Origin of the sequence: Streptococcus sp. UMB0029 (assembly GCF_002871495.1) — a bacterium.
GTDB lineage: Bacteria > Bacillota > Bacilli > Lactobacillales > Streptococcaceae > Streptococcus.
The window spans coordinates 102,996-117,790 of record NZ_PNGD01000004.1 but is presented as its reverse complement, the minus strand read 5'-3'; the positions used below and the strand labels follow the sequence as shown (position 1 = coordinate 117,790).

14 protein-coding genes and 3 pseudogenes are annotated in these 14,795 nt (G+C 36.9%); 11 read left to right on the top strand and 6 right to left on the bottom strand.

All coding sequences use genetic code 11. The annotated features are described in order from the left end of the window. Nucleotides 1-10 precede the first annotated feature (10 nt). The 4 genes from CJ239_RS03730 (at nt 11) to rpsI (ending at nt 3,173) form a co-directional block, all read left to right on the top strand. Nucleotides 11-904, top strand: coding sequence for an ABC transporter ATP-binding protein (locus tag CJ239_RS03730; RefSeq protein ID WP_102210595.1), 894 nt, complete (start codon nt 11-13; stop codon nt 902-904). Next, nucleotides 901-2,100: an ABC transporter permease gene (locus CJ239_RS03725; protein WP_102210594.1), complete on the top strand. Its 1,200-nt coding sequence runs from the start codon at nt 901-903 to the stop codon at nt 2,098-2,100. The genes CJ239_RS03730 and CJ239_RS03725 overlap by 4 nt, the downstream gene beginning before the upstream one ends. Nucleotides 2,101-2,315: 215 nt before the next feature. After that, nucleotides 2,316-2,762: a 50S ribosomal protein L13 gene (rplM, locus tag CJ239_RS03720; RefSeq protein ID WP_001044624.1), complete on the top strand. Its 447-nt coding sequence runs from the start codon at nt 2,316-2,318 to the stop codon at nt 2,760-2,762. Nucleotides 2,763-2,780: 18 nt separating this feature from the next. After that, entirely contained in the window at nt 2,781-3,173 is a 393-nt protein-coding gene (gene rpsI / locus CJ239_RS03715; protein ID WP_000075964.1) for a 30S ribosomal protein S9, read from the top strand. A gap of 132 nt (nt 3,174-3,305) precedes the next feature. Here the strand turns inward: rpsI and CJ239_RS03710 are convergent, their stop codons facing one another. Together CJ239_RS03710 and CJ239_RS03705 are read right to left on the bottom strand one after the other, a co-directional pair. Then, nucleotides 3,306-4,460: a site-specific integrase gene (locus tag CJ239_RS03710; RefSeq protein ID WP_102210593.1), complete on the bottom strand. Its 1,155-nt coding sequence runs from the start codon at nt 4,458-4,460 to the stop codon at nt 3,306-3,308. A gap of 51 nt (nt 4,461-4,511) precedes the next feature. Continuing rightward, on the bottom strand, nt 4,512-5,030 hold the full coding sequence (locus CJ239_RS03705; protein ID WP_102210592.1) for a helix-turn-helix transcriptional regulator: 519 nt from the start codon (nt 5,028-5,030) through the stop codon (nt 4,512-4,514). A 147-nt stretch (nt 5,031-5,177) separates the two neighbouring features. Between CJ239_RS03705 and CJ239_RS03700 the strand changes: the two genes are divergently transcribed. From CJ239_RS03700 to CJ239_RS03680, 4 genes are all read left to right on the top strand, one after another. After that, nucleotides 5,178-5,459, top strand: coding sequence for a DNA-binding protein (locus tag CJ239_RS03700; protein WP_049531916.1), 282 nt, complete (start codon nt 5,178-5,180; stop codon nt 5,457-5,459). A 26-nt stretch (nt 5,460-5,485) separates the two neighbouring features. Continuing rightward, nucleotides 5,486-6,307, top strand: a complete 822-nt coding sequence (locus CJ239_RS03695; RefSeq protein WP_257994413.1) for a phage replisome organizer N-terminal domain-containing protein — start codon at nt 5,486-5,488, stop codon at nt 6,305-6,307. Nucleotides 6,308-6,666: 359 nt separating this feature from the next. Then, the gene (locus tag CJ239_RS03685; RefSeq protein ID WP_049531919.1) at nt 6,667-6,999 is read left to right on the top strand and encodes a hypothetical protein; all 333 of its coding nucleotides are present in this window, start codon (nt 6,667-6,669) and stop codon (nt 6,997-6,999) included. Continuing rightward, nucleotides 6,980-7,174, top strand: a complete 195-nt coding sequence (locus CJ239_RS03680; protein WP_000469564.1) for a hypothetical protein — start codon at nt 6,980-6,982, stop codon at nt 7,172-7,174. The genes CJ239_RS03685 and CJ239_RS03680 overlap by 20 nt, the downstream gene beginning before the upstream one ends. Nucleotides 7,175-7,634: 460 nt before the next feature. On the opposite strand, the pseudogene CJ239_RS12365 reads toward CJ239_RS03680, so the two are convergent. Continuing rightward, a pseudogene (locus CJ239_RS12365) lies at nt 7,635-8,012 on the bottom strand (hypothetical protein). A gap of 365 nt (nt 8,013-8,377) precedes the next feature. Here CJ239_RS12365 and CJ239_RS03670 point away from each other — a divergent pair. Both CJ239_RS03670 and CJ239_RS03665 read left to right on the top strand, forming a co-directional pair. Then, nucleotides 8,378-8,593 (top strand): hypothetical protein, encoded by a 216-nt coding sequence (locus CJ239_RS03670; RefSeq protein ID WP_102210591.1) that lies wholly within the window; start codon nt 8,378-8,380, stop codon nt 8,591-8,593. Between the two features lies 1 nt (nt 8,594). After that, nucleotides 8,595-8,978: pseudogene (locus tag CJ239_RS03665) on the top strand (transposase); the annotation flags it as partial. A 120-nt stretch (nt 8,979-9,098) separates the two neighbouring features. Here the strand turns inward: CJ239_RS03665 and gshAB are convergent. Then, on the bottom strand, nt 9,099-11,363 hold the full coding sequence (gene gshAB, locus CJ239_RS03660) for a bifunctional glutamate--cysteine ligase GshA/glutathione synthetase GshB (protein ID WP_102210590.1): 2,265 nt from the start codon (nt 11,361-11,363) through the stop codon (nt 9,099-9,101). Between the two features lie 376 nt (nt 11,364-11,739). Here gshAB and CJ239_RS03655 point away from each other — a divergent pair. Beyond that, nucleotides 11,740-12,809 (top strand): annotated as a pseudogene (locus CJ239_RS03655) (IS3 family transposase); the annotation flags it as partial. 563 nt (nt 12,810-13,372) lie between these two features. Here the strand turns inward: CJ239_RS03655 and CJ239_RS03645 are convergent. Both CJ239_RS03645 and CJ239_RS03640 read right to left on the bottom strand, forming a co-directional pair. Then, nucleotides 13,373-13,756, bottom strand: coding sequence for a tyrosine-type recombinase/integrase (locus CJ239_RS03645; RefSeq protein ID WP_180958205.1), 384 nt, complete (start codon nt 13,754-13,756; stop codon nt 13,373-13,375). Between the two features lie 339 nt (nt 13,757-14,095). Next, nucleotides 14,096-14,795 (bottom strand): ATP-binding protein (locus CJ239_RS03640; RefSeq protein WP_142366992.1); only part of this gene is annotated, 700 nt, incomplete at its 5' end.

The window sequence follows — 14,795 nt, the reverse complement described above, 5'->3', positions numbered from 1 at the left end:
GAGGTGAAAGATGCTAGAAGTAAGAAGTCTAGAGAAGAGTTTTGGACCCAAGCAAGTTTTGTTTGGTATTGACTTTCAAGCGCGACCAGGTCGTATTTTGGGATTAGTCGGGAAAAACGGTGCTGGGAAGACAACAATTTTCCACAGTATTTTGAAGTTTTTAGAATATCAAGGAGAAATTAGTCTAGATGGTCAGAATATTCGTCAGGAAACCTACGCTCGGATTGGCTATCTGCCTGAAGAACGCAGTCTCATGCCTAAATTGACCGTTCTTGAGCAAGTTCGCTACTTGGCGACTCTAAAAGGCATGGATGCCAAGGAGGTCAAGGAAAAACTCCCTCAATGGATGAAGAGGTTGGAAGTGAAGGGGAAGCTGACAGATAAAATCAAGAGTCTGTCAAAAGGAAATCAGCAGAAGATTCAGCTCATCATTACTCTGATTCATGAGCCAGACTTGATTATCTTGGATGAGCCTTTCAGTGGATTGGACCCAGTCAATACAGAGTTGCTCAAGCAAGTCATTTTTCAAGAAAAAGAACGTGGGGCAACCATTATCTTTTCTGATCATGTCATGACCAACGTCGAGGAGCTTTGTGATGATATTCTGATGATTCGAGATGGCCGTGTAGTCTTGCATGGACCAGTTCAGGATGTTCGCAATCAATACGGGAAAACGCGTCTCTTTGTTTCAAGTGAACGAAGCAAGGAAGAATTGGAAAACCTTCCTCATGTCAAACAGGTGAGCTTGACCAAACAAGGTAGTTGGAAATTGATCTTAGAGGATGAGAGCGCTGGAAGGGAACTCTTCCCAATCTTGACTCAGGGGCAATACATCGCAACCTTTGACCAGCAAGCGCCAACAATCGATGAAATCTTTAAACTAGAATCAGGGGTGGAAGTATGAGCAATATGTGGGTTGTAATGAAAGAAACCTATCTTCGACATGTCAAATCGTGGAGTTTCTTCTTTATGGTGATTTCGCCGTTCCTCTTTTTAGCCTTATCTGTAGGAATTGGCTATCTCCAAGGGTCTTCTATGGCCAAGAATAGTAAGATAGCAGTAGTAACAACTGTGCCATCTGTGGAAGATGGGCTCAAGGGTACCAATGGTATCAACTTTGATTATAAGGATGAAGCCAGTGCCCAAGCTGCTATCAAAGATGAGAAAATCAAGGGTTACCTAACCATTGACCAAGAGGACAGCGTCCTCAAGGCCGTCTATCATGGTGAAACTTCTCTTGAAACAGGCATCAAGCTAGCAGTAACCAATAAGCTCAACGAACTGCAATACCAACTCAATCGTTCGGCAGCCAATTTGTCACAAGAACAGGAAAAACGCTTGGAACAAACAGTTAACTTTACGGAGAAAATTGATGAATCCAAGGAAAATAAAAAAATGATTCAAACCTTTGCGGCCGCAGGGCTTGGTTTATTCCTTTATATGATTTTGATTACCTATGCTAGTGTCACTGCTCAGGAAGTGGCTAGCGAGAAAGGAACCAAAATTATGGAGGTGGTCTTCTCTAGTATCCGAGCTAGTCATTATTTCTACGCTCGCATGCTAGCTCTGCTTCTTGTGATTTTGACCCATATTGGCATTTACGTCGTGGGTGGACTTGCTGCCATTCTTCTCTTTAAAGACCTACCAATCTTGGCACAATCTGGTATTTTAAACCATATAGGAGAGGCTTTCTCGCTCAACACCTTATTGTTTGTCTTGGTTAGCCTCTTTATGTACGTTGTTTTAGCAGCCTTCCTAGGTTCTATGGTTTCTCGTCCTGAGGACTCAGGAAAAGCCTTGTCGCCTTTGATGATTTTGATTATAGGTGGTTTTTTTGGAGTGACAGCTCTAGGTGCAGCTGGTGACAATCTCATCTTGAAGATTGGTTCATATATTCCCTTTATTTCGACTTTCTTCATGCCATTTAGAGCTATTAATGGCTATGCAAATGGGTTAGAAGCTTGGATTTCACTTGCTATTACGATTGCTTTTGCAGTAACTGCAACAGTCTTTATCGGACGCATGTATGCTAGTCTCGTTCTGCAAACAGATGATTTAGGTCCTTGGAAAACCTTTAAACGTGCCTTATCTTATAAATAGAAGAGCCTCGCGAAAGCGAGGTTTTTTAGAGATAAAAAGAGTGGAATTCAGAAAAATATTTTTCATATCTATTGACTTTTAGGGGTGAAATTTGGTATTATAGTAGGCGGTATTGTTTACCCCATTTGAAAGGCCCCGGAACCTTCCAAATACTTTTCGATGGGAAGGAACACCCATCACCGTAAACAAAAATCGAACTATATATAGGAGAAATCATGAACAAAACAACATTTATGGCTAAACCAGGCCAAGTTGAACGTAAATGGTACGTAGTTGACGCAACTGATGTACCACTTGGACGTCTTTCTGCAGTAGTTGCTAGCGTACTTCGCGGAAAAAACAAACCAACATTTACACCACACACTGATACAGGTGACTTTGTGATTGTTATCAATGCTGAAAAAGTTAAATTGACTGGTAAAAAAGCAACTGATAAAATCTACTACACTCACTCAAACCACCCAGGTGGATTGAAACAAATCTCTGCAGGTGAACTTCGTTCTAAAAATGCAGTACGTTTGATCGAGAAATCAGTTAAAGGTATGCTTCCACACAATACACTTGGACGCGCTCAAGGTATGAAGTTGAAAGTATTTGTTGGAGCTGAGCACACTCACGCTGCACAACAACCAGAAGTTCTTGACATTTCAGGACTTATCTAAGGAAAGGAACAATAAAGTATGTCACAAGCACAATATGCAGGTACTGGACGTCGTAAAAACGCTGTTGCACGCGTTCGCCTTGTTCCAGGAACTGGTAAAATCACTGTTAACAAAAAAGATGTTGAAGAGTACATCCCACACGCTGACCTTCGTCTTGTAATCAACCAACCATTCGCAGTTACTTCAACTGCAGGTTCATACGACGTTTTCGTTAACGTTGTAGGTGGTGGATACGCTGGTCAATCAGGAGCTATCCGTCACGGTATCGCTCGTGCCCTTCTTCAAGTAGACCCAGACTTCCGCGATTCATTGAAACGCGCAGGACTTCTTACACGTGACTCACGTAAAGTTGAACGTAAGAAACCAGGTCTTAAGAAAGCTCGTAAAGCATCACAATTCTCAAAACGTTAATCAATACGATTATATCAACGTTTCAAAGCACTTTGCAAAGATTTTGCAAAGTGCTTTTTTGTCGATTTTTGAGCTAGAATAGCTTTGTGATAACCTTCTGATAACCTCTTCAAAATTTTAAAAATCATAATTCTATTTTGCTTTATTGAGATAATCTGCAAATTTGTCAATAGAGTTTTTCTCACCAGTTTTTGTGGTGTGAGTATAGACATCTAATGTCATCTGACTGCTTGCATGACCGAGACGTTTTGATGTATTAGAAGGATCGATTCCAATTTCAGACATAAGTGTTGCATGTGTATGTCTAAACCCATGTGGGCTAATTGGTTTTAATTTATGCTTTTTAATAATTCGATTCAGTACGTTATTAATGTAATCAGCATGCAAAGGTTCAATTTTGTCATTACTTGATATGTAATAGAACATATATTCGTTACTAATATTCAGCTTTGTAAGAGGAAACTGAGATTGTTCTTTCAGATAGAAATTTCTCCATTGCTTAATAATATCGATTGTCTCATCATCAAGATAGATTGTACGAACTGAAGATTCATTCTTTGTGCTCTTTTCAATCGCTTTACCGTCAATTCTTCCTAGACTTTTATCTATGTTCAATAGATTGCTGTCAAAGTTAATATCAGCCCAATTTAAAGCGTATAACTCCCCTTTTCGTAGTCCACTAAATGCAAGCAGTCTAAATAAAGCAAAATGTTTAAATGGCTCAGTTTCTTTCACTATATCAAGGAAATGATGTAATTCCTCCAGAGACCAAAAATTATCTGATCTAGTTTTTTTGATTTTAGGCATGATAACATTCTTCATTGGATTTCGATCAATGTAGTTCATGTTGATTGCAAAATCAAAAATTTTTGAGGTATAGGATTTTATCTGTTTGATATTTTTGAAAGTCTGAGATTTTTGTGTGATAAAATTTTGACAATCTAAAGGACTGACTTGGTCAATAAATTTATCGCCAAATATTAGTAGAATATGTATTCGATAGATATTCTTTGTTTGGGAAGAAGTTGTTTCTTCAACGGTACCAACATAGGCCTTAAACCATTCTTGATACAGTTCTTTATAAGTGACTTTGGGGTTAGTTTTGTCGGTATTTACTGTGGGGGCGACGACACCAGCTTCTAAACGAGCTTCGTACAATTTTGCCTCTTTTTTGGTTTTGAATCCTCTCTTTAAGTGCCTTTTTTTCTTTCCATAAGCATCTAAGCCAATGTAAAAGCTGACATAGTATAGGATTCCTTTTTTTGTTTTGTATTTGTGTATAGACATTTTTTCTCCGTATCTAAGTTTTCGGAGCTTATGTAATTGAGAAATGAGTGTCTATCTATTTTTTCTATCTTCTTGGCGAATAGCGTATTCGTCTGTTTTAATCCAGCTCTGCCAAACTTTAGAATCTTTATTTTGGTGATTCATATAGTCTATAAACTCAGACATAAAACGTTTGTTTTTCTCAGCTAGGTATTCTGAGAATATATGACGAAATTCATCTGAAAAACTATCATCAAGTGGTAGTGTTAATGCCCTTTCGCCAAATTCGATACTTTTCTTTAACTTCTCCATATCGCTTTTAAAAGGTGTCACAGAACCAATTTTAGATGTTTTGAAACTGTCTGTAACAATTTTAAGATTTGATGGAGCGTGTGGGTTGCTATCAAGCCCCATAATGTAAGCGACGGAAACATTAAAGTATTTTGCTAATTTTTCAGCATTATTTTTTTTAGGTTTGCGGATTCCTTGATTGTATCCAGAAAGTGTAGGATAGGCTATATTTGTAGCTTCGCTAATTTCTGTCAATTTTTTTCCGCTATTTTCTATCAGTTTAGTAATATGATTGGTCATAAGAACCTCCTTTTTATCATTATAACACATTTTATTCTTTTTGAATAAAAAAGCTTGACAAAAATTCAAAAAGGATATATAATTCGAAATGAATAACAAATTAAATAGTTTCGGAGCTTATTTAATTTAGAAATGAGGTGTGAATTTATGTCGGAAACTACTTTAGTTGTCCAGCTTCCTAAAGAATTAGAGAATCAATTACGTGCTCATTATGATGAGATGATTTCAAATGCTGTGGCAAGAGTATTTGAAGATAAAGAACTTTATAAACCCATGGTTCGTATGTCAGGTCTATCTAGGTGGTTAGATGTATCTACGACTACAATCCAAAAATGGACGAAAGAAGGAATGCCAACCATGGTGATTGATGGAGTGACTTTATACGATAAAAGAGCAGTAACAAGATGGTTGAAGCAATATGAAAGATAGGTACTCGTATGAATGGTGTTCAGTAGATCAAGATAACAACAGATATATTTGATGATGAAAAAATTCAGTTGATAGAATCGATGCCAGAAGGAGATACACTTATTGTAATATGGTTCAAAATTCTGGTACTTGCAGGAAAGCAAAATAATAGTGGCATACTGAGTCTAGGAAACAAGGTATATTACACAGAAGAGATGCTTTCAACAGTGTTTAGACGAAAAGTGACATCTGTAAAATTAGCTCTTAGCATGTTTGAAGAATTTGGTATGATAGAAATCATTGATGGCGCTATTACCATTCCAAAATGGGAGAAACATCAGAATATAGATGGCTTAGAAAAGATTAGAAAACAAACTAGGGAACGTGTTGCTCGTCATAGACAAAAACAGAAAGCACTAATTACAGGCGAGCAACAACTCGTTTTAGACTGTAACGTTACAGTAACGGATGAAAATGAGAATGTAACGCAAGAGATTAAGAACAAGAGTAAGAATCAGAAAGAGATTGAGAATATACTGGATAATAGTTCTAGAAAGCCTGAAACTTATATTCTGCCTAAATATTATTCTTTGTTAGAATCCATTTCTTATAAGTACAATGATAGATTTTTGTATCCTAACAATTACACTTTAACACATGCTCAGAAGATGAAGATAGGCGAGTATTTGGCTAGTGGGTATGTAACTAGTGATGAAGTTATTAGCATGATTGAACGGATTCCTGAGGATGCGACTTCTCCGTTAGCGTATTTATTTAAGTCTATGGAGAATTTAAAGCAGGAACGTATGCTGGAGTGCAAAGCTATTGCCCATGAAAATGCCCGAAAGAAGTATATGATAAATGAGTAGATATAGGACTGTTCTAAAGAAATGTTATATCACTGAAGAGCAGAATGAAATAGTGAATAACTTGATTGAAATGACAAACCATCTAAATTTTTCCTCTTATGCTAGGAAAATGTTGTTTAAGAGTTCGCCTATTTATCTTCAATTTGATTTTGAATCTTATCATGACTTTATATTTCAAGTTAGAAGAATTATCAATAACTTACGTCAGTTAGAAAGAATAGCGGAACAAAGTGAAGATTTCGATAATGTAAGGATATTTCACTGCTGTGTTGAGCTGATGATAGGATATGAAAAGAAGACAAGCAAACAAGTGAAAGAACTTGTGAAACGACTAAATAAGAAAACGAGGTGATAAGATTATGAGAATAAAATCGGTGTTGAAACAGGTATTTTTGACAGAAGAAGAAAATAAAAAATTAAATGATTGTATGAGGAAGGAAAATATTCATAATTTTTCTGAGTTTGCTAGAAAAAAATTAATCCGAACAGATTTGAACATTCACAAAGTCTCTTTTGAAGCGTTAGTTCCTTTGACAGAAGAGTTGGAACAGGTAGGAAAGAATATCAATTCTATAGCCCGTCTTGCAACTGTAGTTGGGAGAATAAGCTATGAAAACAAAATGGATATGTCTATTTTGATGCAAAAAATAGTTGATGTGATGGAGGAAAAAGATGTTTATTTTCAAAAGTAATATGGATAAGGATTTTGATCAGATATGCGAATACATATTGAAATTAAAGCGAGCAGAATTATTTCTTCATGGGATTAAACAACAAGATAAAACGAAGGCTCGTTTGTATCATGCGATGCTGGAATACTACGATGCTAACCATAAAAAAGAAAGACATATGAGAATTTTAAAATAAGGAAACGCTGTTAAAAATTTTGCAGCGTTTTTTATATATCTTCTTAAAATATTTGTACACACAAATGACAGTCAAATCGATTTTTGGAATTATTTTATCGAGAAGGAAAGATTTATCATAATATGACTTTGCGAGCTCAGAGTCTGTATACACACACTCCCAAAATCATCTCAAAATTTGTATACACAAAGTGTATGTATTTTTTGGGATGATTTGAATTTTGGGGAATCCCCAAACCCCTGATGAATTATACGAGCAAAAAAAATTGGGAGTAAGTTTTAGAAAGAACTATTCTACAGTATTTAAAATCTGACTTTAAGTAAATTTTTTATTATGTGACTATTAGTCTGTCTCACTCCGCTAGGTGCGAGACAAAAAAATACCCGCTATGCGGGTGTGTACTGACCCCCAAAAGTTAGACAGAAAAAATCTAACTTTTGGGGTCAGTACAAAAGCGTTTTTATTGTATAAAGAATATCAAATAGTTTGAGTGTTTTACTTGTCGCTGTATTTCTTCACTATCCTTTTTGTAATACTCCTGCTTTGTTCCTGAAATATCTACAGTGAATACATCATCCTTGAAGGTATAATTCTCTTTTCGGTTTATGATATTAGAGCCAGTCAGTTCGATTGTTGCACTATCTTTATCAATTGTAAAGGTGTCGGCCTCTCCTTTGTTGCTATTTCCTTTGTTACCTGAAATGGTAAAGGCAACTTCATTTCTACTCTCGTTTATTCAACGGTATTCGCCATCTAAAGAATTGCTTGATTGGTTAGAACATGCAATTAATAAAATTGTAGATAGAGACACTAAAAGTAATGTGATAAATCTTTTCATTTACATACTTTTTATTTCTATATTATATTAAAGAAACATTACATAAGTAAGACAGTGATTTTTTAGGTTGATCTATTTCTTTCGGGAAAATCATTATTTTTCGGAAAGTTGATTTATAGTCTCTTTTAAATATAAAATTAAAAAGATGTGCAGGTTGTAATTAACTTGTGCATTTTTTTGTTTAAGGTGAATTCAAAGTATCCTAATATACCATATAGCTGAGAAATAAATCAAAATAGGGAAAAGAAGATATTGACAGAATTCCAGGGTTTGGTATAACAGTCAACTAGATAGTTACAATGATCAACAGGAGATATTCCTGAAGGTGTAATGTAAGATATTAGTGAAAAGATCGGAGAACATACATGGAATATAGTAAACTAGGCTGGGAAGGAGTTAGTAAGTTTGAGGAAATAAAAGGTTATGGACAACATATTTGGCGACATCATGAGAAATATTTTTTTGTTACAGATGAAGGGGGAATAGTTGAACAGAGGGTAGTCTATGAATTACCATATAGAACTATTTCAATCACTCTACCAAGTTTTTCTGAGTTACTTGAAAAGTCTAACTTAATTTGACAATTTAGGCAATAAAGAAATCCTAGACAAGCTTTTGAGCTATTCAGAAGACTTGAAATACCACTATAATCTCTATCAGCTCTTACTTTTTCACTTTCAGAATAAGGAACCAGAGAAATTTTTTGGACTCATTGAAGACAATATAAAGAAGGTTCATTCTCTTTTTCAGACTGTCTTTAAAACATTTCTAAAGGACAAAGGGAAAATCATCAATGCCCTTCAGTTATCCTATTCCAACGCAAAATTGGAAGCGACTAATAATCTCATCAAACTTATCACACGCAATGCCTTTGGTTTTCGGAACTTTGAAAACTTCAAGAAGCGAATTTTCATCGCTCTGAATATCAAAAAAGAAAGGACGAAATTTGTCCTTTCTCGAGCTTAGCTTTTCTTCAACCCACTACAGTTGACAAAGAGCCGTAGATATTAGGTATTTACCTTGTCTACTTAAGAGGTATCATATCATCGAGATAAAGGTGATTTGTTTGTTCCTAAGAATTAGGTTTTAGGTTTGACTTGTGGCAACTTCTGGAAAAAGCTTGTCTAGGATTTTTGGAGTGATAGCTTGTCCAGGACCTTCAGCACAATAGGTGTGAATATACATAGAGGGATTGAAGTTGAGCTCGATACAAGTGCAATGAGGTTTTTCCTTGCTAGCAGGCTGAGTTCTATCTGGAATGATGAGGTCAACCCCGCAAGCCCAGGCCCCCATGCTAGTTGCCATAGCTGCTGCCAATTCTTGGTAAGAGGAATCTATTGTCTCAGTGACATCAATAGAGTCACCACCCGTAGAGATGTTGGAGTTACGGCGGAGATTGACCTTTTTCCCTTCTGGGAGAATATCATCAGGTGCATAACCTTGCTGAGTCAACATCAATTGTTCGATGTCTCCTAGCTTAATGATTTCCAGAGGTGAGCGGTGGTCACGGCCTCGCAATGGATTGGCATTTTTCTGAGCGACTAATTCACGAATGGTGTGTTTGCCATCACCGACAACATTAGCAGCGACACGAAGGAGGACAGCCTCACAACGCCCGTCCAGAATGAAGAAACGGTATTCGGTTCCTGGGATAAATTCTTCAACAAGAACAGCTGTATCTTCTGCAAAGGCAATCTCGAGAGCTTTCTTATAGTTATCAAGGCTGGCAGGTTCTTGGAAAATGGAAATGCCCAGACCGAAGTTGGTTGATTTTGGTTTAACCACAATTTGCTTGCTCTTGATAAGAGGATAGTAGGCTAGACCTTGTTCTAGACTGGTAAATTCGTCGCCGGCAGGGACAGGGAAGCCAGCCTCAGCCAGGATCTTTTTGGTCACGGTTTTATTAGCCATGGCAAGAGGAACTACATAGTTGTCTTTTGAGGTCATGTTACCATTTTTGACGTACTCAACATGATCTTTATGCCAGAGTTTAAGGAATTGATCCTGCTCATCTAGGATTTCAAAATGAAGCCCTTTTTGAATGGCATCAAAGAGCAGCATCTGGGTAGAAAGTTCCATCTCCTCATAACCCTTAAGGGCATAGTGGGCAGTCCAGTCGTAATCATGATAGGCAAGTGCCTTGTCAAGGGCAAAGTCAGAAAGGGACTTGTCTTTGATATGAGGAAGAAGTTGAGCAGCTAGTGTCTGACTGGAATCTGCAAAGGCATCTTTAACTTGTTTGACCAGACCTTGATGATAGTCACCAAGCCCAAAATGTTGCACCAGTTGGTCTAGAGCTGTCGTAATGTTCTGAGTTTCAGCTTCAGAAGGTAGAGGTTCTAAAGGATGAGAGAGGGCAATTTTTTCATTCAGCGCGTGACCTTGAGCCAGAGCCTGATCAACATTTTTAGGGGTATCCAGCCAGAGGAAGGCTAGAAGGAGTAGGTGTACGGTATCCATGGTAGTTTGGCTAATACCGATACGCTCAAAGGGGTTGAGGTCGAAGTTACGGAATTCTAGGTAGGTGATTCCCTTGTCAAGGAAGGAGCGATTAACCTTTTGTCCACGGAAACGAACAGCCGAGTAAAATTCCTTTTCCGCAATCAAATCACCTTGTTCGATATAGTTTTCGATGGCAGAGACATAGTCTTCTAGGCTTGCAAAAGATACTTGTATTTCTTCCTTATTGACATAACCATGGTCGCTGTTTCGGAAGGATCGCACGAGTTCTGGCACTTCTTGGTCGAAGAAGCCTTGCTCAGCAACAGGTGCAGCACCAAAGAGATAGGTAATCACCCAACGATAGCGCAAATAGTTCTGAGCCAGCTTGAGATAGAGGGCGTTTTTGAAAGCAATTATATCAATCTGGTCACTTTCTTGGAATAGGGCTTCAACCAAATCTTTCCCTAGTTCCATATTATAGTGGATACCTGAGATAGCTTGTAGTTTAGTTCCGTATTTTTCGGCTAGGTAGTTACGATAATGGCGTTCAAATTCATTTTCCAGTTGGGCAACTTGGATTTCTTGGGCGTTGATACGAGGAGGCATGGACAAGGGCCAGAGAAGTTCATCTTTACTGATGGAACGTCCAGCTACATCGGTAATGGCTCCAAGAAATCGACGAGCCTCAGTGGTAGATTTAGCAACTGGTGTGATGAGTTCCATCTGAAACTCACAAAAATCTGTTTGAATATAAGGGTGGAAACTTCGAGCTCCTAGGCAGGAAGGGTGAGGCGTATGTGCTAATTTTCCCTGTCTATAGACACGAAGACTTTCGCGTTCAATTCCAAAGTTAGCTTGAAGGATAGGGCTAGTAGGCTCCAGCTTTTGAAGCAGTTGATTTATAGTCATAGAGTCACCTTTTCATCTAATGTAAGTAATAGTATATTATAATAGGGCAAAGAAAACAACTTTCCGCTACGGTTAAGGGGAATTTTCGAATGTTTTAGATAAGAATTCTTAAAACCAGTTGCTTTTTAGCTCTATTATATGCAAAAATTGTAAAATACCCACCGATTTTTATGTAAAATGTTATTTCTCTTGCAATTTAAATCAAATTAGCCTATACTAATGACGTATATATGAGAACGAAAGAATCCCTAGGGTCGGCACTGCACCCATAAAATGAGACACAAGAAAACACTCCTGTTGTGGTAAACTAGAAACAGGGGTGTTTTGTTATGGTCAAAAAGCATATTCAGTAGAAACTAAGCTAGCCTGTATCGAAATGAAGAAGGCAGGCAAATCAAATAAAGTTATCATGGATACCCTCAGCATCAAAAATGCTAGTCAGGCCAAGACCTGGTAGCGATGGTATCAGAATGATGAATTGTACCGTTTCCACCAACCCGTGGGGAAACAATATACTTATGGTAATGGGATGAAACAGTTATCTGAAGTGGAACAGTTACGATTGCAGGTAGAATTACTAAAAAAGTATCAGAGCTTGATAAGAGAATCGACAAAGTAAGTCTTATCAAGCTAGTAGAAGAGTATAAGAAAACGTTCCCTGTATCTATTATTTTAGAATGTTTCGGCGTCAAACGCTCCACCTTTTATCGCTGGAAACAGGAGTGTAAGAATTCTCAGAAAAGAGGCGAAATAGCAGATAAAATCGAACAACTCTGTATAGAAAATCACTTTATTTACGGCTATCGAACCATCACTCGCTTACTAAAGAAAGTTTATAACCTCGTCGTTAATCGCAAGAAGGTCTATCGTATCATGAAGGAAAAGGGCTACCTTTGCCGTGCCCGTCCCAAGAAGGAACCTAAATTAGGGAAGCCTTACCATGTAACAGACAATAAGCTGGATCGTGATTTTCAAGCAGACAAGCCTATGGAGAAGCTTGTCACAGATATTACTTATTTATACTTAGGTAAATGTAAGCTATACTTGTCCTCCATCATGGATCTTTATAATCGTGAGATTGTGGCTTATACCATCTCAGATTGTCAGGATACGGACTTTGTGTTGGACACGCTCCATCAATTGGAATTACCTCAAGGAGCGATCTTACACAGTGATCAGGGATCGGTTTACACCTCAAAAGCTTACTATCAGGCTTGTGTAGAAAAAGGCATCACCCGCTCCATGTCCCGTAAGGGAACACCAGCAGATAATGCCTGTATCGAATGGTTTCATTCCGTCCTAAAGTCTGAAACCTTCTATCTCCATAAGTGAAGAAACATAACTGGAGATAGTATAACAGATATTGTCAAAAATTACATCATATTTTATAATGAAACTAGAATTCAACAAAAATTGAATGACCAGTCCCCTGTAGAGTACAGAGAATTGGTCGTAGAAGGGGTCCAGCAACCGAAGGGCGCTAGCCTTCAAATTTTCCTCCCAAAATGTGTCCAAAATATTGATAGAATTCCAGTTTTTGATAAGTCCGTTTAAAAAGACGAATCATCTTCTATTATATATTATTTTCTAAGTCAAAAATGATATAATAAAATGCAGAAACGGTTATATGAGGACTTTGTCAAGATTTTTTGGAAAATCCAGATGTTGTTTTTTTCTCTACCTATTTTTCTAAAACTGGGGAAAATCTGATATAATAAGCTTTGTAGGTGTATTATATTAATACTTACAGAACCGAACTATTCCCCTATTTAAGAAATATTGATTCAAATTTTATGAAATCAATCAGTAAATATCGTTCATAAAAACCTTGATATTACGCTATTTTTAGTCCAACTGAAACTCATACTTTCCAAACCAGGTCTTAAGAAAGCTCGTAAAGCATCACAATTCTCAAAACGTTAAGAACCAGCTACAATACAGCATTTACAACACTTCATGGTTCACACCATGGGGTGTTTTTTTGATGATTTTTAGCAAAATTCACACCATTACTTTTTAAGATTGCGATAAGCAATCTCTCCAACAGCCATTGGAATGACATTTGAAGTGTTGACATAAATTTGAGTTGTGCCTGTCTCACTATGTGTTAGAGCCTCAGAAATAGCTTCAATAGATGTTCCAGCCGTTGACCCTGTATGTCGTAATTTATGAGGTGTAGCGTGTGCTAACTCTTTGTGACGTTTTCGAATGCTTTTCATTTTGTTATTTAGGTAATCAGAGTGGAGAGGTTTGTTTATGTTTTCCTTTGTATCTATATAGGTAAAGACAAATTGTTCTGGATTGCTGATGATACCGAACTGTGCTAGTTCGTATTTTTGTTGTTTTTTCCAAGAGGTATGAAGTTGAAGTAAGTCATTAAAAATAGAGAAAATAGGATAGCAAAAACTCTATTTGCGGAGAAAATGAAGCAAATATTTCCATAATAAAACGCATAATATCAAGGTTGTTCATTCAATCCTTGATATTATGCGTTTTTCTGATTTTAAAGCCTGATTGCTCAGTCTCTTTATAGTCTGTTTGATTATTAAATCGTTATTAAAATTCAATGGAGATTCGTCATTATGAGTAATAATAGTTCTTCCAGAAGTTATAGATTCCACTTTATCCCATTAGATAGTGTGTTCTAAATTCACTATATCTTGTTAGGTTTTAGGGAGAATCATTGATAACAGACTGTTGCAAATCTAGTTAGCTATATGATTTATACTTATTTACTTTTCTAGTAACCAATCTATGATATTTTTCTTCTCAATTCCATTGTAATTTGCTGTTGGCTGAATTGTATCCATTGTTAATAGATATTTTGGGAATTGATCTTTAATGGCTTCTAGTGGTCTAAGTTCTCTTTCTAGTGTTTCTGGAGCAAGTGTTGTTTCATTGACCTGATAATAAGCGTAGTGACCAACATCAGTTACAACAACAAAATCAACCTCATATTTATCTAAATTACCAACATATACTTGTGAATATCTACGTCTCAATTCCAAATAAACAATATTTTCCAAGATATGACCAATATCTTCTTTGTGGTCTGGCAATAAGAGGTGTCGTAAACCTAAATCAACGGGATAATATTTTTCTAAGCGTTGTAATAATGCTCTGCCTTTTACATCAAAACGTGGAACGGAATAAAAAAGTAAACTGTCTGTCAAAGTCGTCAAATAATTTTCCAAAGTATTGTGGGATATTGAAACATTTTGGCTGACAAGGGTATTGCGAATCTTATTTGTTGATATTAAGCTACCTGTACTACTGAGAAGGGTTCGTACAATGCGCTCAATAATAGTAGGATTTGGATTTCCCAATCTAGTGACAATATCATTTAACAGTATTGAGTTATATATTCCTCTGAGATAATCAATTTTTTCAGCGTAAGATGATGTTTGCAATAAGTAAGGGAAAGCACTAAAG

Excerpts from the sequence above, each read along its gene's own strand:
- CJ239_RS03730 (WP_102210595.1), top strand. The coding sequence starts at position 11 with ATGCTAGAAGTAAGAAGTCTAGAGAAGAGTTTTGGACCCAAGCAAGTT.
- CJ239_RS03725 (WP_102210594.1), top strand. The coding sequence starts at position 901 with ATGAGCAATATGTGGGTTGTAATGAAAGAAACCTATCTTCGACATGTC.
- rplM (WP_001044624.1), top strand. The coding sequence starts at position 2,316 with ATGAACAAAACAACATTTATGGCTAAACCAGGCCAAGTTGAACGTAAA.
- rpsI (WP_000075964.1), top strand. The coding sequence starts at position 2,781 with ATGTCACAAGCACAATATGCAGGTACTGGACGTCGTAAAAACGCTGTT.
- CJ239_RS03710 (WP_102210593.1), bottom strand. The coding sequence starts at position 4,460 with ATGTCTATACACAAATACAAAACAAAAAAAGGAATCCTATACTATGTC.
- CJ239_RS03705 (WP_102210592.1), bottom strand. The coding sequence starts at position 5,030 with ATGACCAATCATATTACTAAACTGATAGAAAATAGCGGAAAAAAATTG.
- CJ239_RS03700 (WP_049531916.1), top strand. The coding sequence starts at position 5,178 with ATGTCGGAAACTACTTTAGTTGTCCAGCTTCCTAAAGAATTAGAGAAT.
- CJ239_RS03685 (WP_049531919.1), top strand. The coding sequence starts at position 6,667 with ATGAGAATAAAATCGGTGTTGAAACAGGTATTTTTGACAGAAGAAGAA.
- CJ239_RS03680 (WP_000469564.1), top strand. The coding sequence starts at position 6,980 with ATGTTTATTTTCAAAAGTAATATGGATAAGGATTTTGATCAGATATGC.
- CJ239_RS03670 (WP_102210591.1), top strand. The coding sequence starts at position 8,378 with ATGGAATATAGTAAACTAGGCTGGGAAGGAGTTAGTAAGTTTGAGGAA.
- gshAB (WP_102210590.1), bottom strand. The coding sequence starts at position 11,363 with ATGACTATAAATCAACTGCTTCAAAAGCTGGAGCCTACTAGCCCTATC.